The sequence below is a fragment of the Phyllobacterium ifriqiyense genome, from assembly GCF_030817885.1.
Taxonomy (GTDB): domain Bacteria; phylum Pseudomonadota; class Alphaproteobacteria; order Rhizobiales; family Rhizobiaceae; genus Phyllobacterium; species Phyllobacterium ifriqiyense.
This window is the reverse complement of sequence record NZ_JAUSZT010000001.1, coordinates 130648-149161: the sequence shown is the minus strand read 5'-3', so window position 1 is coordinate 149161 and position 18514 is coordinate 130648. Positions and strand designations below refer to the sequence as shown.

The 18514-nt window shown below is 53.0% G+C and carries 13 protein-coding genes and 2 pseudogenes; 6 read left to right on the top strand and 9 right to left on the bottom strand.

Annotation, left to right across the window (positions count from 1 at the left end; all coding sequences use genetic code 11):
- Positions 1–3: 3 nt before the first annotated feature.
- From QFZ34_RS00670 to QFZ34_RS00650, 5 genes and pseudogenes are all read right to left on the bottom strand, one after another.
- Positions 4–750, bottom strand: coding sequence for a sugar phosphate isomerase/epimerase family protein (locus tag QFZ34_RS00670; RefSeq protein WP_307275507.1), 747 nt, complete (start codon positions 748–750; stop codon positions 4–6).
- A gap of 45 nt (positions 751–795) precedes the next feature.
- Positions 796–1894, bottom strand: a pseudogene (locus tag QFZ34_RS00665) (ABC transporter ATP-binding protein).
- Positions 1891–2793, bottom strand: coding sequence for a carbohydrate ABC transporter permease (locus QFZ34_RS00660; RefSeq protein WP_115053392.1), 903 nt, complete (start codon positions 2791–2793; stop codon positions 1891–1893). Before QFZ34_RS00660 ends, QFZ34_RS00665 begins: the two are co-directional and overlap by 4 nt.
- Positions 2790–3683 (bottom strand): carbohydrate ABC transporter permease, encoded by an 894-nt coding sequence (locus QFZ34_RS00655; protein ID WP_307275504.1) that lies wholly within the window; start codon positions 3681–3683, stop codon positions 2790–2792. Before QFZ34_RS00655 ends, QFZ34_RS00660 begins: the two co-directional genes overlap by 4 nt.
- A 70-nt stretch (positions 3684–3753) precedes the next feature.
- The gene (locus QFZ34_RS00650; RefSeq protein ID WP_307275501.1) at positions 3754–4998 is read right to left on the bottom strand and encodes an ABC transporter substrate-binding protein; all 1245 of its coding nucleotides are present in this window, start codon (positions 4996–4998) and stop codon (positions 3754–3756) included.
- Between the two features lie 293 nt (positions 4999–5291).
- On the opposite strand from QFZ34_RS00650, the gene QFZ34_RS00645 reads away from it, so the two are divergent.
- Positions 5292–6335 carry a LacI family transcriptional regulator gene (locus QFZ34_RS00645; RefSeq protein ID WP_307275499.1) on the top strand — a complete coding sequence of 348 codons (1044 nt, stop codon included), beginning with the start codon at positions 5292–5294 and terminating at the stop codon, positions 6333–6335.
- 63 nt (positions 6336–6398) lie between these two features.
- Here the strand turns inward: QFZ34_RS00645 and QFZ34_RS00640 are convergent, their stop codons facing one another.
- On the bottom strand, positions 6399–8711 hold the full coding sequence (locus QFZ34_RS00640) for a DNA translocase FtsK (protein ID WP_307275964.1): 2313 nt from the start codon (positions 8709–8711) through the stop codon (positions 6399–6401).
- A 406-nt stretch (positions 8712–9117) separates the two neighbouring features.
- A pseudogene (gene ftsZ / locus QFZ34_RS00635) lies at positions 9118–10083 on the bottom strand (cell division protein FtsZ); the annotation flags it as partial.
- 325 nt (positions 10084–10408) lie between these two features.
- Here ftsZ and QFZ34_RS00630 point away from each other — a divergent pair.
- Entirely contained in the window at positions 10409–12397 is a 1989-nt protein-coding gene (locus QFZ34_RS00630; RefSeq protein WP_307275497.1) for a bifunctional 2',3'-cyclic-nucleotide 2'-phosphodiesterase/3'-nucleotidase, read from the top strand.
- Positions 12398–12480: 83 nt separating this feature from the next.
- Positions 12481–13770: an MFS transporter gene (locus QFZ34_RS00625; RefSeq protein WP_115053397.1), complete on the top strand. Its 1290-nt coding sequence runs from the start codon at positions 12481–12483 to the stop codon at positions 13768–13770.
- Here QFZ34_RS00625 and QFZ34_RS00620 read toward each other — a convergent pair.
- A complete protein-coding gene (locus tag QFZ34_RS00620) occupies positions 13767–14252 on the bottom strand; it encodes a MarR family winged helix-turn-helix transcriptional regulator (protein ID WP_115053398.1) in 486 nt (161 codons plus the stop codon). The two genes, QFZ34_RS00625 and QFZ34_RS00620, sit on opposite strands and share 4 nt — an antisense overlap.
- A gap of 76 nt (positions 14253–14328) precedes the next feature.
- Here QFZ34_RS00620 and hmgA point away from each other — a divergent pair, with 76 nt between their 5' ends.
- The 3 genes from hmgA to maiA are packed head-to-tail and all read left to right on the top strand — an operon-like array spanning position 14329 to position 17283.
- Positions 14329–15645, top strand: coding sequence for a homogentisate 1,2-dioxygenase (gene hmgA / locus QFZ34_RS00615; RefSeq protein ID WP_307275492.1), 1317 nt, complete (start codon positions 14329–14331; stop codon positions 15643–15645).
- Positions 15642–16655: a fumarylacetoacetate hydrolase family protein gene (locus QFZ34_RS00610; protein ID WP_307275489.1), complete on the top strand. Its 1014-nt coding sequence runs from the start codon at positions 15642–15644 to the stop codon at positions 16653–16655. Before hmgA ends, QFZ34_RS00610 begins: the two co-directional genes overlap by 4 nt.
- Entirely contained in the window at positions 16645–17283 is a 639-nt protein-coding gene (gene maiA / locus QFZ34_RS00605; protein ID WP_307275486.1) for a maleylacetoacetate isomerase, read from the top strand. The genes QFZ34_RS00610 and maiA overlap by 11 nt, the downstream gene beginning before the upstream one ends.
- A gap of 6 nt (positions 17284–17289) precedes the next feature.
- Here maiA and hppD read toward each other — a convergent pair whose 3' ends face one another.
- On the bottom strand, positions 17290–18402 hold the full coding sequence (gene hppD, locus QFZ34_RS00600; protein ID WP_307275484.1) for a 4-hydroxyphenylpyruvate dioxygenase: 1113 nt from the start codon (positions 18400–18402) through the stop codon (positions 17290–17292).
- Between the last annotated feature and the right edge of the window lie 112 nt (positions 18403–18514).

The window sequence follows — 18514 nt, the reverse complement described above, 5'->3', positions numbered from 1 at the left end:
ACTTTAAAGTGCTTTAACAGTGGCGATAGACCGACGGGCAAATCGCTCATCATCCGCCGGCTTGTCGTGTTCCATCACGAAATATTTGACGGGCGTTGCCTTCAACGCGGCTATCAAAGCTTTCCAGTCAACAGTCCCGTGGCCGACATCGGACCAGCCATCCTCGCTTGTATTTTCTCCGGCTGGTGCGATGTCCTTGACATGCACGGCACCGATGCGAGAGCCATAATTCTTGATCCATTCAAAGGGATCACCGCCGCCACGTATGATCCAGGCGATATCTGCCTCCCAGCCTATGCTCGGCGCAGCATCAAAGATCAGCTTCTGGGGAATGGAGCCATCAGCAAGGGCAACGAATTCGAAATCGTGATTGTGCCAACCGAAGGTAAAGCCAGCCTTGCTATAAACACTATGGGCGGCTTCAAGCCGCTGCCCGAACGCCGACCAGCCGGCAGCATCCACAGGTCGCTGTTCTACAGCCAGATACGGACAATAGATCGCTTTGATGCCAAGCGTCTCAGCGATGTCGATCACCTGTTGCGGATCGCTTTCAAGCAAATCAATGCTGAAATGTCCGGTTGGCATTGAGAGGCCATTTGCATCCAGCGCCGCCTTGGTAGCCTCCACGTCGGTATAGACGCCACCATAGCCTTCAACCTGCGCATACCCAAGGCGCTTCAACATTTCCAACGTCTTTTCAAGTGGCGGAAACTCGCGGGAACTGTAGAGCTGGTAAGAAAAATCGGTCATTATATTCTCCGTAATTTATGTCGTCTTGGGATTAGGGTCAGGGCCCTAGACACGGTTTTCGGTCGTGGCATCGAACAGCGAAGCCATAGCGGGATTGAAGTTGAGGTGGACCTTTTCGCCCGGCAGATAGCGCCGGCTGGAATCAACGCGCACGGATATCGGCTTGCCGGCAACTGTCAGCCAAACTAAGCTGTCGGCCCCCATTGGTTCGTCGAGATCAACCGTCGCTTCACAGGACAATCCTGCCGGGCCGGGTTTGTCATTGATCGTGATATGCTCTGGCCGGAAACCAAAAATAACGTCCCGCTCATTTGTCAGCGGTTCCTGCGCATCGTATGTGGCCAGCGAGACTGTGAGATCGGCTGCCGTGAAGGCTTTATCTTGGTTCGCCCCGGTAATTTTACCTCTTAGAAAGTTCATCGCAGGCGAACCGATGAAACTTGCAACAAAGAGATTGCGCGGCTTGTTGTAGATGGTCAGCGGCTCATCGAGCTGCTGGATCAATCCGCCTTTCATGACCGCAATGCGATCGGCAAGGGTCAATGCCTCGATCTGATCATGGGTTACATAGATCATCGTGTTGGCAAGCTTGTGGTGCAGGCGTTTGATCTCCACACGCAGCTCGGAGCGCAGCTTGGCGTCAAGATTGGAGAGCGGCTCATCGAACAGGAACACATCGACATCGCGTACAAGCGCACGTCCTATGGCTACGCGTTGGCGCTGCCCGCCGGAAAGGGCGGCAGGCTTTCGTTGCAATAGTGGTTCCAATTGCAAAATATCGGCTGCATTGGCGATGCGCTGCTGGATTTGGGCCTTTGGCAGCCCGGCGACACGCAAACCGAAGGAAAGATTTTTCTCGACAGTCATTTGGGGATAAAGCGCATAGGACTGAAACACCATGCCGATGCCACGGTCCTCTCGGCTCCTCCCACGTTACGTTCTTGCCTTTAATGAATATTTGCCCTTCCGAGATATCGAGCAAACCCGCAATGCAATTGAGCAGGGTTGATTTTCCGCATCCGGACGGGCCGAGCAATACGAGGAATTCGCCATCGGCCACCTCAATATTGAGGTCCTTCAGAACATTGACCGAGCCGAAGCTGACAGACAGATCCTTGATTGAAACACTGTGCACGGTAATCACCCTTTAACAGCGCCAGCGGCTATGCCCCTGACGAAGTATTTGCCTGAGAAAAAGTAGACCAGGAGCGGAACGGCGCCGGTCAAAATGGTGGCCGCCATGTTGACGTTGTATTCCTTCACGCCCTGCGTCGAGTTGACGATGTTGTTCAGCTGCACGGTCATGGGAATGTTCTTGGAGCCTGCAAAAATGACTCCGAGGAGGAAGTCATTCCAGATACCGGTGACCTGTATGATGACCGCAACAATGAAAATCGGAGCTGAGAGCGGCACCATGATCTGGAAGAAAATACGCCAGAAACCGGCGCCGTCGACACGTGCGGCCTTGAACAGTTCGGTGGGGAGAGAAGCGAAGTAATTGCGGAATAGGAGCGTTAGAATCGGCATGCCGAAAATGGTGTGGATCACGATGATGCCGGTCAATGTCCCGAAGATTCGCAGCTCACGCGTAATAATAACGAGCGGATAGAGCATTACCTGATAGGGTATGAAGGCCCCGAAGAGCAGGACGCTGAAGAATATTTCAGACCCTTTGAAACGCCAATTCGCCAGCGCATAGCCGTTTACGGACGCAATCAGAATTGAAATGATCACGCTCGGGATAAGGATCTGGACCGAATTCCAGAACCCGACTTTCAGACCTTCGCAGTAGAGGCCGGTGCAGGCGCTCGTCCATGCTGTGCTCCAGGGCTGGAACGTGATTTCAACGGGCGGCGAGAAAATATTGCCAAGCCGAATTTCGGGCATGCCTTTCAGCGAAGTGACGATCATTACGTAGAGCGGCAGCACGTAATACAGCGCGGCGACCGCCAGGACTCCGTAGATCATGATCTTCGCTGGAGTGAATGTTCGTGTCGGCCGCCTGCCGTGCGGTTCGGTAGATATGGTATTGATCGCGGTCATTTGCGTTTTCCTCCGCGATATTCCATCAGAGCCCAGGGAATGATGATGATGAGAACGGTGGTCAGCATGATCGTAGAGGCAGCCAGACCCTGTCCGAGATTGGCGCGCCGGAACATGAACTCGTAGACATATTTGGCCGGCACCTCACTGGCGTTGCCGGGTCCCCCGCCTGTCAGAGCGACGACGAGATCATAGACGCGTACAATTCCGGTTGAGACCAACACTATGGTGGTGATGAAAACAGGACGCATCATGGGAATGACAATGAAAAGATATGTCTTCCAGATGGGGATGCCGTCCACGCGTGAGGCTTTCCAGATATCCTCGTCAATCCCTCGCAGACCCGCCAGCATAAGCGCCATAACGAGGCCCGTACCATGCCAGAGACCGGCAATAACGACGGCGTAGATGGCAAAGCGCTGATCATTGAGAATTGAGAAAGTGAAGGTTTCAAATCCCAGATCGCGAACCACGCGCTGTATGCCGAATGTGGGTGTGAGAATCCACTGCCAGACAAGGCCCGTGACAATGAATGACAGGGCGTAGGGATAAAGGAAAACAGTTCGAAAGGCCCCCTCAAAGCGGATTTTCTGATCCATGAGGGCAGCAAGAATGAAGCCGATCACAGTCGAGAACACGAGGGTAAACACGCCAAATATGCCGAGGTTTATAGCCGAAACATTCCAGCGAGGCGTGTTGAAGAGCCGCGTATACTGATCAAATCCAACGAATGTGAGCTCGGGAAGAGATCGCGAGGACGTGAACGACAGCACGACCGTCCACAAAGTGCAACCAATGAAGACAATAAGAACCGTCGCAATCATTGGCACGGCTGCGACCTTGGCATTCAAGTTCTTGAAAAGAGTGTTGGGGCGCGCTGCGTGACTCATTATTTTCTCCGTCAGGCCGGGCCGCTCACTGCCATTTGTTTTGAGCAAATGGCAGTTTGGGCGGGAATGACTATTGGGCCTGTTCGATGATGCTCACGAAGCGGGCCTGCGCGTCCTCGACTGTCATGCTGGCATCGGCAAAGAACTCTTTGGACAGGTCTTCAACTTCCAGCTTTGTGTCTGGCGAAAGCAGCTGATTGACAGATGGCACTACATTGTCGAGTTTGTTGAGAACCTCGACGCCTTTCTTCATGCAGGCATTTGCTGCGGCCAGATCGACATCGCCGCGGATCGGAAGCGATCCCTTGGCAAGATTGAATGCCACCTGCGTTTGCTTGGAAACCATCATGCTGGCGAGCTTAAGCTGCGCTTTGGTCACTTCCGGGTTTTCATTCTTCGGGAAGTAGAAAGCGTCACCGCCAGTATTGAGGACAGGATTATTACCGAGGCCAAGCAGGCAATCATAATCTGTACCGGCTACCTTTCCAGCGACGCCAAATTCGCCTTGCGCCCAATCGCCCATAATCTGAGCGCTGGCTTTCCCGCTTATGACGAGACTTGTAGCCTCATTCCAGGAACGTCCGACATAGCCGGGGTCGGCTAACTCACGGGCTTGGGCATAGGCCTCAAAAACCGCCTTCATTTCCGGGCTGGCCGCTGCCACGGCATCCTTGTCACGATATACTTTGAGAAAAAGCTCCTTGCCGCCGATGGAAGAAACCATATCGTTGAAAATGAGGTTGACCTGCCATGCATCGCCGGTCGCCAAGGGAATGATGTCTTTTTCTTTGAGTTTTGGCCCAGCCGCAACAAACTCTTGCCAATTGGCCGGGACGGATACGCCGCCCGCTTTGAACGCAGCCGGATTTACCCACATCCATTGTTCCGTATGAATATTGACGGGGACGCAGTAAATCTTGCCCTCATATTTGCAGGCATCGAAGAGTTTTGATGGCCGGATAAAATCTGCCCAACCTTCCTTGGTAGCAATCTCGGTAAGGTCGGTCATAAGCCCGGCTTTTACGAGGTCTTCGGCGTCCCGGCCCGTATTGAGCTGCGTCGCACCCATTGGATTGCCGCCAAGAATGCGGCTGACAATGATCGGGGTGGCTGTGCTGCCGCTTCCGGCAATGGCTCCATCGACCCATTTATCACCGCCCAGCTTATTGAAGGATTCCGCAAGCACCTTTGCGGCAGCGGCTTCACCGCCTGCGGTCCACCAATGGGTGACCTCAAGGTCTGCGGCTTTGGTATTATTGATCGTAAGCAGGAATGTTGAAGTGGCTAATACGGCAAGAGTTGTACTGTAACGCATCTTTTCCTCCCAAATCTGAAACGTTACAGGTAGGCTAGACTAAACTTTGCGTGGGCGCAATTCCCCGCGTTTATTTTTCTTGTGCAGGCGTCTCTGTGTTGAAAACCAAGCAATTTTAGAGGGTTTTCTCATTTTTCATGCAAGTTTTTGTCGTTGCAACGCACGCTTACACCAGTTTAAGTTGTGCAATAGAATGTCAGGGAGCTATACTGCAGCAACAAGGAAACGTAATGTTTCTGAAACGATACAGAAGCGCTGCATGGTGAAGGATGGCCTTGACGGGCCAGCAAGATATGAACGCAAAAGATTTGAGACGTGGTTTGAGCAGCGAAGCAGTGGAGCTTCCCGAAGGAGAGCGTCCAACTTTAAAGACGATAGCCTTCATGGCTGGGCTGGGTGTGACAACTGTTTCTCGCGCATTGAAAGACGCGCCAGAAATTGGCCGCGCAACCAAAAACCGCGTGCAACTCATCGCAAAACAGATTGGCTACCGGCCCAACCGTGCTGGCGTAAGGCTGCGAACCGGCAAGACGAATGTTATTAGTCTTGTGCTCAATGCGCAGTCGGAAATTATGGGCCTGACGTCAAACATGGTCTATGGCATTTCCGAGATATTATCGCAGACGCCGTATCATCTGACCGTTACGCCCTATTCGGCTGAAAATGATCCCATGCAGCCCATTCGCTACATCGTGGAAACAGGTTCTGCCGATGGCATTATCATGTCACGTACGGAGCCTGACGATGCGCGCGTACGTTATCTTACCGAGCACGGCATCCCATTTGCTACCCATGGGCGGACAGAAATGGGGATCGAGCATCCATTCCATGATTTCGACAATGAAGCATTTGCCTATAAATCCGCGAGAAGCCTGCTGATCAAAGGACGCAAGAAAATTGCGATGATGGCCGGCCCCACCTCTGCGGTAACCTACCATAGGCATCTGGAGCGGGGGTTCTCCCGGGCAATCGAGGAGGGCGGTGCGCAGGCTATTCTGGTTCCTGATATTGACGTGGACACATCGCTTGGGCGCATTCGTGATCGAACGGAAGAAATAATGTCCGGCCAAAATCGCCCGGATGGAATTGTCTGTTGTAGCGGGAGCGCAGCCATTGCTTTGGTTGCAGGAATTGAAGCGGCTGGCCTCAAAATTGGCAGGGATGTTGATCTCGTATCGAAACAATCGAGCGACGTGCTGAAATGGTTCCGACCGGAAATAATCGTGTTTAACGAAGATGTTCGCCACGCCGGGCGGGAACTGGCACGCGCCGTGTTACGCCGCATCGAAGGCGTGGATGCGCGGGAGTTGCAGAGCCTGAGTTATCCGGATGAATAGTGGTGGGGTGCCCATCGGCAAATGGGTGGTGGGTGTCAAAGCACGCACCACATTCATGCCTGATCAGTTATTCTCGTTCAGGATTTCACGCTTGCCGACATGATTTGCTGGCCCAACCAGTCCTTCTTTTTCCATGCGCTCCACAAGGGAAGCGGCGCGGTTATAGCCAATTTGAAGGCGGCGCTGGATATAGGATGTTGAGCATTTTTTATCGCGCAACATGATTTTTACCGCTTGATCATAAAGCTCGTTTCCGTCTTCGGAAGCCATATTGCCTTTGTCGAAAACTGCGCTGTCCTCGTTTTCGACTTCTTCTTCCTCGGCCTCGTCGGCAGTGACCGTATCGAGATAATCCGGCTGACCTTGCGCCTTCAGGTGTGTAACGATCTGTTCCACTTCTTCATCAGAGACGAAGGGGCCGTGAACGCGGGCGATCCGGCCGCCGCCGATCATATGCAGCATGTCGCCTTGGCCCAAGAGCTGTTCGGCACCCTGCTCGCCCAAAATGGTGCGGCTGTCGATTTTCGATGTTACTTGAAACGAAATACGCGTCGGGAAGTTGGCCTTGATGGTGCCGGTAATGACGTCGACGGAAGGACGCTGCGTTGCCATGATCAGGTGAATGCCAGCCGCACGTGCCATTTGCGCCAAACGCTGTATCGCGCCTTCGATATCCTTGCCGGCCACCATCATCAGGTCGGCCATCTCGTCGACGATGATGACAATGTACGGCATTGCCGTCAGATCCATTTCTTCCTGTTCATATTCAGGTGTGCCCGTGCCCTTATCGAAGCCCGTTTGAACCGTGCACATCACGGTTTCGCCTTTTTCCCGGGCGCTGGCAACGCGAGCATTGAAACCATCAATATTGCGGACGCCGAGTTTCGACATTTTGCGATATCGATCTTCCATTTCGCGAACCGCCCATTTCAATGCCATGACGGCTTTCTTGGGATCGGTAACAACAGGGGTAAGCAGATGCGGAATGCCATCATAGATCGACAGTTCCAGCATCTTCGGATCGACCATGATCAAGCGGCACTCGTCGGGGGTGAGCCGGTAGAGCAGGGACAGGATCATCGTATTTATCGCAACGGATTTACCAGAACCCGTGGTACCAGCCACCAGAAGATGGGGCATCTTGGCGAGCTCAGCGATCACCGGTTCGCCGCCGATGGTCTTTCCAAGGCAGAGCGCCAGTTTGAACTTTGTCTTGTCGAAGCTGTCAGATTCGATCATTTCCCGCAGGAACACGGTCTCGCGTGTCGTGTTGGGCAGTTCAATACCAATAACATTGCGCCCTGGAACCACTGCAACGCGTGCTGACAATGCAGACATGGAACGCGCAATATCGTCAGCAAGGCCAATGACGCGCGAAGATTTTACGCCCGGGGCAGGTTCGAACTCATATAATGTGACCACCGGTCCTGGACGAACATGAATGATCTCGCCGCGAATGCCGAAATCTTCCAGGACACTCTCAAGCAAACCAGCATTCTGCTCCAGCGTTTCCTGCGAAATGGTGATCGTATCCTGCGCAGTATGTTCCTGTAACAAGTCGACCGGCGGCTTCTCGTATCCGACGTGGGTTGGCGGCGCCATGCGCGTCTCGATGCCACCGACAATGGCAAGCCGTCTTTGCGGTGCAAGCGTTTGCGCAGGCGCAGGTGCTGGCTGTGGAGCAATCTCACGCCGCTGCACGACAACTTGCTGTTGGACGATAGGAGCCGGAGACTCCTCCACCGAGGCCTCGACGACCGTCTCTATCGTGTCATTCCCGGTGAATGCGGCGCTTAGCTGATCTTCTGACTTTTCGGGCGCAGAAGGGGCCAAAAGCTGCGGGTCGATAGCTTCCGCAGCAAGAGCCTTTTTATACTCCACGATACGAAAACGGGCGGTGATCTCATCAGGGCTGTATTGTATCTTTTTTGGGCGCACATAAGCGCTGGTGACCGGAGCTACATCAGCGATCACGCCCATGCTGTCCCAGAATGCGAAGTCTGACACATAGGCATAAGCCGAGCTGGCTGCCTCTTTGGCCGGGGACGATGCCGCGACTGTATTTTCGTGTTTCTCTTCGATGGAGACGGTCGGAACCTTGCCCGCTAAAACCGGTGAACGTTCTGGTTGCGCAGGGGCTGCCTGCACGACGGGCGGGCGCGGCGGAGCCACAGGTGCCTTGAACCCGACAGGGGCGGCTTTTTGCGCCGTGGAAACCTGTACAGGTGTTGGAGCTGGCTGCTCTTTGCCCTTTTGCAATTCACTGTCTGGTGTCCGTGTGAAACGGACATTCTCAGACAAGGAGAACATGCGCTTTGAAATTGGTGCCGTCGCAGCATCCGGCAACACATAGCCCGCGCTTTGCAGCCGCTCCATGGGATGCGCAGAGGCTTGCGCGACAGGCGGCGCCGAACGGCGAACGTTTACAGGTGCATAGGCCGGAGCCGGGGTTGGATTGGGGGCGGGGGCACTTGCAGGAGGTGTCTGATTTGCCTCTGTTGTCTCGTAGTCATCTGATTTTATTGGGAAATTTGTTCTGGAAATATGCATGATGCCTGCGAACGAAACGGGATGAGGTGACCGGATTTGTGCTGCTCTAGGAATAGAAAATGAAGGTTAACAACTCTCTACCGAGCATCACTTTCTCACCGTTCCATACGCAAAAAAATATCCCGGGATTTGGCCCCGGGATGATAATAATTATAAATATATGTTGCGGGCGATGGGCCGATTGTCAGGCTTGGCGTTGCAGCAATGCCCCAGATGCGTGGGTTGAGTTGTTGACGCCATCAATACCAGTCGCAACGACGGAAACGCGGAAAACACCTTCCAGAGCATCGTCAAATGTAGCGCCGAGAATGATATTCGCCTGATCGTCAACTTCCTCCCGAATGCGGGTGGCGGCTTCGTCAACTTCAAACAGTGTCATGTCGCGGCCACCGGAGATGGAAACGAGAACGCCTTTGGCACCCTTCATCGATTCCACATCAAGCAGCGGATTGGCGATTGCTGCTTCCGCGGCGGCCTGAGCGCGCCCTTGGCCCGTGCCTTCGCCGGTACCCATCATGGCCCGGCCCATATCCCTCATCACGGATCGCACATCGGCAAAATCCAGATTGATGAGGCCTTCGCGCACCATCAAATCGGTGATGCATGCGACGCCTGAATAAAGAACCCGGTCAGCGATGGCGAAGGCATCGGCGAATGTTGTGTTGGCGCTGGCGACGCGGAAAAGGTTCTGGTTGGGAATGACGATCAAAGTATCGGCGCTCTCGCGCAGTGCTTCAAGGCCTTCTTCAGCCATCCGCATGCGGCGGGTTCCCTCGAAGGAAAACGGTTTTGTGACGACGCCAACGGTAAGGATGCCAGCGGAGCGGGCTGCGCGTGCAATCACCGGGGCTGCACCTGTTCCGGTGCCGCCGCCCATGCCAGCTGTAACGAAACACATATGTGTTCCTGTCAGATGGTCCATGATTTCGTCGATGCTTTCCTCAGCAGCAGCGCGGCCGATTTCCGGATGCGATCCGGCACCCAGGCCCTGCGTGACATTCGCGCCCAGCTGTATAAGCCTGGTCGCCTTGGACATCGACAGGGCCTGCGCATCTGTGTTTGCAACGATGAATTGCGTTCCTTGCAGGTTTTCGCGGATCATATTGTTGACCGCATTACCGCCGCCACCTCCAACACCGAACACGGTAATATTCGGCTTCATCTCGGAAATTTCCGGTTTTTGAAGGTTGATCGACATGGTGCAATCCTTGTTCCGCGCCGCTCACTATCATCGGCGTACAGGTCTAAATCTCAAAATATCGCGTCCGTGAGAATCAAAACTGAAAATATCCCGGAGCGGCGGCAAAGAATCAGAAGGAGGTTTGCGGCGCAAGCCCTGAAATGGTCACTTATCGTATCGCTTACGTTTTTCTTTGCATTCCAACAGAGTGGGGCTCCCTAGCATTGCGCCCGAAAAGCGCAGTCAACAGACGTTCATGTTGATCCTTTACGGATGCATTTCTCACTGAACCATTCTAGTCTTTTTTGGATTCGGCCACATAGAGTTTATAAGGAATTTTTCCATGTCTGATATTTCTGCCATGCATCCGATTTCGCGCCGTTCTCTTTTGAGTGGCATGGCCGCAACATCGGCGCTCTTATTGCTACATCCTTTTTCCGCGCGCGCGGCATCCAACCAGGCTCATTTGCGGCTGATGGAAACGACCGACATCCATGTGAATGTTTTTCCCTATGATTATTACGCCGATAAGCCAAACGACACGATGGGGCTGGCCCGCACAGCGACGATCATGGATACAATTCGCGCTGAAGCCACCAACTCGCTCCTCATCGACAATGGCGACTTTCTCCAGGGCAATCCCATGGGAGATTACATGGCTTATCAGCGTGGAATGAAAGAAGGCGATGTCCACCCTGTTATCAAAGCCATGAATGTCTTGGGCTATGATGTGGGGACGCTCGGCAATCACGAGTTCAATTACGGTCTTGACTATATGTTCAATGTGGTCGGTGGGTCGAATTTTCCTTATGTCTGTGCAAATCTGACCAAAGGAAACCTGGCCAGCGATCCCAAGCAGGATGAGCTCTTCTTCAAGCCCTATGTCATCATTGAAAAGATTATCAAGGACGGTTCTGGCGCAGAAACTCCGATAAAGATCGGATTTATCGGTTTTGTGCCTCCTCAAATCATGTTGTGGGATGTCAAAAACCTCGAAGGAAAGGCTCAAACGCGCGATATCGTTGAAGCCGCAAAAGCTTGGGTGCCCGCGATGAAGGAAGAGGGTGCCGATATTATCGTTGCTTTATCTCACTCCGGCATCGATGGGGCACCTCTCGCCGATCGCATGGAAAATGCCTCACTCCACCTCGCGGGCGTGGAAGGCATCGACGCAATTTTTACCGGGCACCAGCATCTGGTTTTTCCGGGCCCGAAAAGCTGGGACGGTATTGCGGGTGTTGATCCAATCAAGGGAACATTGTCTGGAAAACCGGCTGCAATGGCGGGTTTCTGGGGTTCGCATCTTGGGCTGATCGATCTGCTGCTTGAAAAGGACGGCCAACGCTGGCGGATTGTTGATTTTACTGCGGAGGCTCGTCCAATTTACCATCGCGATGAGGCGAAGAAGGTTGTGGCGGATGTTGCCGATAAGGCCGAAGTTATTGACGCAGCCAAAGCAGAACATGAAGCAACGCTGAATTACGTTCGCACCCCGGTGGGTAAAACCTCCGCTCCGCTCTATTCCTATTTTGCCTTGGTTGCCGATGATCCTTCGGTTCAAGTCGTATCTCAGGCGCAGACCTGGTACATAAAGCAGATGCTCAAGGAAACGGAGTATAAAGACCTGCCCGTTTTATCAGCCGCCGCCCCATTCAAGGCAGGCGGGCGTGGTGGTGCAGATTACTATACCGATGTTCCTGCCGGAGATATCGCGATCAAGAATGTCGCTGATCTCTATCTTTATCCCAACACGGTGCAGGCGGTGGCAATCACTGGCGAGCAAGTCAAAAACTGGTTGGAAATGTCGGCGGGCATGTTCAATCACATACCGGCAGGATCGAAGGATGCGGCCCTGCTCAATGCGAACTTTCCGTCTTACAACTTCGATATTATCGACGGCGTTACTTATGAAATCGATTTGTCGCAGGAACGCAAGTTTGACAATGATGGCTTGCCGGTCAATCCGCAAGCCAACCGTATCGAGAACCTTCAATTTGACGGCAAGCCAATTGATCCGGCGCAGAAATTTGTTGTTGTCACGAATAATTATCGCGCAGGCGGAGGCGGAAAGTTCCCCGAGATTGCTGCAGATAAGGTGATCTTTGTAGCCCCGGACACAAACCGCGATGTCATTGTGCGTTATATCGTTGAAGAGGGGACGATCAATCCGTCAGCGGATGCCAATTGGACATTCAAAGCGCTTCCCGGCACCACTGTCACCTTCGAAAGCGGCCCCAAGGCGAAACAATTCCTTGGCGATCTGAAAAGCGTCAAGATCGAGGATGCCGGAGATGGTGCCGAGGGATTTGCCAAGTTTCGGCTTATTTTATGAGTGTATTCACAGATGCAGTTGCGTTGATGGTTACAAAATGAGCCGTTAGAACCCTCCCGCTTTAACGCTATCGGGAGGGTAGAATGCACCAAAATAATTTCGGAAAACGGGCGCGGCTTCTGTTTGCCAGTTCTGTAGGCACCATTATTGAATGGTACGATTTCTTTATCTTTGCCACCTGCGCGGTGCTGGTTTTTGACAAGGCATTCTTTCCGACAGCTGACCCAATGATAGGGGTTTTGCTCGGCCTCAGCACTTTTGCCATAGGTTTTATCGCCCGCCCGCTGGGTGGCATAATCTTCGGAGTTCTTGGGGATCGCATAGGACGCAAAAACGCGCTGGTTGTAAGTCTTGCCATGATGGGCGGAGCAACTTTCGCCATGGGTCTTCTGCCGACCTATGCGTCAGTTGGCGTTCTGGCGCCGGTCTTGCTGGTTGCGCTGCGTATCGTGCAAGGTGTCGCAGTGGGTGGCGAGGCAACGGGTGCCTTGTTGATCGTTGCTGAATCGATGCCCGGCAAACAGCGCGGGTTCTGGACAAGCTTTCCCATGGTTGGTGGTCCTGCTGCCAATGTGCTGGCGGCAGCCACGATAAGCTTCCTCACGATACGTTTTGGCGAACAGGCTTTTATCGATTGGGCATGGCGGCTGCCCTTCCTCTTCTCGATCGTGCTGGTCATTCTGGGTTTCTGGATGCGCCGCCGAGTCGAAGAATCTCCTGCTTTCATCGAACTCGTCGAAAAGCGAAAGACGATACCGGCTGCGCCTTTTTCCGAAGCATTCAAGCACTTTAGCAAACCAATGGGACAGGTCTTTCTGGTCAAGACGGCCGAGAACACATTGTTTTACCTGTTCACGACATTCTTCCTGGTGCTGACGGTTCAGTTTCTTGGTTTAGCGCGATCAGTTGGCGTTGGAGCCCTGTTCTGGGGATCTGTTGCTGAAGTCATCGTGATTATGGTCGCGGCATATGCGTCGGATTTGTTTGGACGCAAGCCCTTGATGTTTATCGGCCTACTGGGCGGCCTGGCTGCGGGCGCTTATCTTTTCAGTCTGCCGCATGGTGCCGATCCGCAAACAGTATTGATGGCAACGCTGCTAACGCTCACATTCCACGGGATTATAGTTGGAAGCATGGCTCCGTTTTTTACCGAGTTGTTTCCGACGCATGTTCGCTACTCAGCCATGTCGATCAGTTATCAGGTCGCCTCGGTTGTCGGTGGCTCTGTTGCGCCCTTGATTGCAACCCTCTTGCTTAACGCAACAGGATCGCCGCATGCAGTCATTATCTATGCAGCAGTGATGGTAATTCCCGGCATTATTTGCGTGCTTTTGTCACGCGAGACGCGAGGGGTGGACCTGACGACGCTTTAGTCATCATCGGTCGAAGTCACTGCCGCATATTGCCCGTAATATGTTTCGAGCGCGGTGAGCCCGGCTTTCAAGTCGCGCGTTCCGTGCTCGCCCAGTCTGGCAAACAAGTCGGCCTCAAAATCGTAAGCGAGCTTGGCCAAATGCTCATAGGCTTTGAGGCCGGCAGCGGTGAGTTCCAGATGTTCGGTTCGCCGATCGGCCTCATCCCGGCGACGCTTCAGCCAACGGCGTTGCTCAAGAGAGAAAACCGCGCGACTGACTTTTGTTTTATGCATTGAAGAATGCAGCCCGATAGCAGTGGCAGTTTGAGCCCCAAATTGGCCAAGTGTCGCCAATGTGCGCCATTCAGGGCGCGTTAGGCCATATTGTTCACGGTACTGGCTGGAGAAACGTCTGCTGATCGTCTCTGCGGCCTTATTCAGCCTGTACGGTGTAAACTCCTCCAGAATGAGGGGAATGCGGTCCACTACTTTATTCGTCATGAGCAAAAAGCCTCTTTGTGATTGATAGTTACAAAAAATATCGTCACAAATGCAACTAAATTGATGGAGGTTCAACATGACCCTTAGTTACATGCCCGGCTTCGGAAATGATTTTGAAACAGAATCGCTTGCCGGGGCACTGCCTCAAGGACAAAACTCACCGCAACGTTGCGCTTATGGTCTTTATGCAGAGCAATTGTCCGGTTCTCCATTCACTGCGCCGAGGGGCATCAATGAGCGCTCCTGGCTTTATCGCATTCGCCCCTCGGTCAAGCATAGTGGCCGGTTCACACCCGTAAAGCGCGAGCATTGGAAGACAGCTCCCAACCTTGATGATCATGAACTGCCGATCGGCCAATTGCGTTGGAACCCGACACCGATGCCGGAAAGCGCTGTAAACTTTATCGATAGCATTCGCACCATGACGACGGCGGGCGATGTTCATGGGCAGGCGGGTATGGCCGCACATGTCTACGCCGTCAATCAAGACATGGTGGATGACTATTTTTTCAATGCCGATGGAGAATTATTGCTCGTACCCGAGCAGGGAATGCTGAGCATCTTTACGGAAATGGGTATTATAGAAATAGAACCGAGCGAAATCTGCATCATTCCCCGCGGTATGATGTTCAAGGTTGCCGCACTCAACGGTGAAGCGCGCGGCTATATTTGCGAAAATTATGGCGCAAAGTTTTCACTGCCGGATCGCGGACCTATCGGCGCCAATTGTCTCGCCAATCCACGGGATTTTAAAACACCGATTGCCGCTTTCGAAGAGAAAGAAACACCGTGCCGCCTGCATGTAAAATGGTGCGGCAAATTCTACGAAACATTGCTTGGTCATTCTCCGCTGGATGTCGTAGCGTGGCACGGAAACTACGCGCCATATAAGTATGATCTGCGCACCTTTTCGCCCGTTGGTGCAATTCTATTTGATCACCCGGACCCATCCATCTTTACTGTGCTGACAGCGCCTTCCGGTGAAGAGGGAACGGCGAATGTTGATTTTGTAATATTCCCCCCACGTTGGCTTGTCGCGGAACATAGTTTCCGTCCCCCTTGGTACCATCGGAATATAATGTCGGAATTCATGGGGCTTATTTATGGGCAATATGATGCGAAGGAAGAGGGGTTTGTAGCGGGTGGCATGAGCTTGCATAATATGATGTTGGCGCATGGGCCGGACGCCATGGGCTTTAACAAGGCATCCACCGTCGAGTTGAAACCGCAGCGGTTGGAGAACACCATGGCGTTCATGTTCGAAACTCGGTTCCCGCAGCATCTCACGCGTTTTGCCGCAGAATTGGAAACGCTGCAGGATAATTATGCTGATTGCTGGTCGGGGCTTAAAAAGCGCTTCAACGGGACACCTGAAGGGGATTGGTCGGAATGAAATTGGCATCAATCAATAATGGCACGCGGGATGGCAAACTCGTTCTCGTGTCAAAGGATTTGGCGTATTATACTGACGCTTCCTTTCTCGCTCCGACATTGCAAGCGGCACTGGATGATTGGGCGCGAATTGCCCCGCATCTGCAAGCGCTCGCTACAAGTCTGGATCATGGCGCAGTGCCAACGATAAGATTCCATGAGCATGAGGCATTATCCCCGCTGCCTCGTGCCTATCAATGGGCGGATGGCTCAGCCTACGTCAATCATGTTGAACTGGTCAGGAAGGCTCGCTCTGCAGAAATGCCGGAAAGTTTTTGGACCGATCCGCTCATGTATCAAGGCGGATCGGACAGCTTTCTCAGCCCTCGGGATCCAATTCGCATGGCGGATGAGGCCTATGGTATCGACATGGAGGGTGAGGTTGCAGTCATCGTTGATGACGTGCCCATGGGTGCAACCATTGATGAAGCGCGTGATGCAATTCGCCTTTTGATGCTGGTCAATGACGTCAGTTTGCGGGGTCTGATACCGGCTGAACTGGGCAAAGGATTTGGCTTCTTTCAATCAAAGCCCTCTTCTGCCTTTTCTCCTGTAGCGGTGACGCCGGATGAATTGGGCGATGCCTGGGATGGAGGCAAAGTGCATCTGCCGCTGAGCGTTGATCTTAACGGCAAGCCCTTTGGCCGCGCAAATGCCGGGATCGACATGACATTCGATTTTCCAAAATTGATTGCTCATGCCGCAAAGACGAGACCATTATCTGCCGGCGCAATCATTGGTTCGGGTACCGTATCAAACAAGCTCGACGGCGGTCCGGGGAAATCGGTCGATGAAGGTGGTGCCGGATATTCATGCATCGCAGAGGTCCGCATGATTGAAACCATCAATAGCGGAACGCCACAAACGCCGTTCATGCGATTTGGCGATATTGTCCGCATCGAAATGCGCGATAGTCATGGGCACTCCATTTTTGGGGCAATCGAGCAAAAGGTCGAAAAGTATGAGCACTGAGGCAACGCTTTACGATTATTGGCGCTCATCGGCCAGTTACCGTGTTCGCATTGCCCTCAACAGCCTCGGAATTCCTTACACAAGAATTTCGGTTGATTTGCTTCAGGCTGAACATAAGAGCCCTGAAAACCTGAGCCGGAACCCTCAAGGACTGGTGCCCACATTGGTCCTGGACGGTCACACGTTTACCCAATCGCTGGCAATCATCGAATATTTGAACGAGATTTTCCCGGAAGCCGGGTTTCTCCCTGCCAATGCGTTGGGGCGGCAGCGCGTTCGCGCCTTGTCTTACGCAATTGCCATGGAAATCCATCCGGTTTGTAACATGAACGTCGCTGCGCACATTGTGTCTTTAACCGGCGGGGGTGACGACGCACGTACAAGCTGGATGCGAAAGTTTATTTCCGAGGGGCTGACCTCGTTTGAGCGGATGCTGAACCATTCGGAAACTGGCATGTTCTGCCATGGTGACAAACCCGGAATGGCTGATTTCTGCCTTGTGCCCCAGGTTTATAATGCAAAACGCTGGGGAGCAGATATAGGCAATCTCGTACGCATTAACGAGATTGCCGGACGCTGCGGTGCATTACCGGCTTTTGCTGGCGCGCATCCTGATCAGGTGGAATAGGCGCGGCTATTCGGCGGCGTCCATCTTGATGACGCCGCGCCGGATCTGGTCCTCCTCGATCGATTCGAAAAGCGCCCGGAAATTGCCTTCGCCAAAACCTTCATCACCCTTGCGCTGGATGAACTCGAAGAAGATCGGACCGATCACTGTTTTAGAGAATATTTGCAGCAATATCTTTGTCATGCCGCCATCGACAACGCCTTCGCCGTCGATGAGGATGCCGTGCTTTCTCATCCGGTCCAATGGTTCATCATGGCCGTTCACGCGTTCATGCGATTTTTCGTAGTAAGTATCCGGTGGGCCCGGCATGAACTTCAAGCCATTCTGGTCGAGCCGGTCCGTAGCGTCATAAATTGCTTCCGTGCCAACAGCGATATGCTGGATGCCTTCGCCCTTATATTTGCGTAAGTATTCCTCAATCTGGCTTTTGTCGTCGGTTGATTCATTCAATGGAATACGGATTTTACCGCAAGGTGACGTGATCGCCCGCGAGACAAGGCCGGTAAACTTACCGGCTATGTCGAAAAAATGAATTTGTTTGAAGCCGAAAAGCTCGCGATAGAACGCCCACCACTTATCCATATTGCCGCGATAGACATTATGGGTCAGGTGATCGAGATAATAAAAACCAACGCCTTCCGGTTTTGGATCGCGCTCATCCAGCCAGTTAAACTCCGCATCGTAGACCGAGCCGCTTTCCCCATAAGTGTCGACAAAATAGAGCATCGAACCGCCAATGCCGACAATGGCTGGCACGTCAATTGTCTTGTCGTCTCCTTCATAAGGAGTAGCGCCCTTCGCGACCGCATGATCAAAGGCGTGCTGTGCATTGACCACGCGCCAAGCCATGGAGGGCGCGCAGGGGCCATGTTCTTCGACAAATTTCATGGCGTGTGATCCGGGCTCTGCATTCAGCAGATAGTTGATATCGCCCTGACGCCAGACGGTGATGTTCTTGGTTTTATGCCGGGCAACAGGCATATAGCCCATGCGTGTGAACAGCTCTTCGAGCTTTTCAGGTTCCGGATGTGCAAACTCCACAAACTCAAACCCGTCTGTTCCTGCCGGGTTTTCATTGCTGATTGTTGCCTTTGGCGCATCGTGCGGAAACGGACCCATTTTATCCTCCATTTGTTGCGAGGATTATCGCGCAAATCACCCGCAATGTGTTTGCATTTTTGCGCTTGAATAGGCTATGATATGCAAGATATGTGCATAATAACTAAAAATG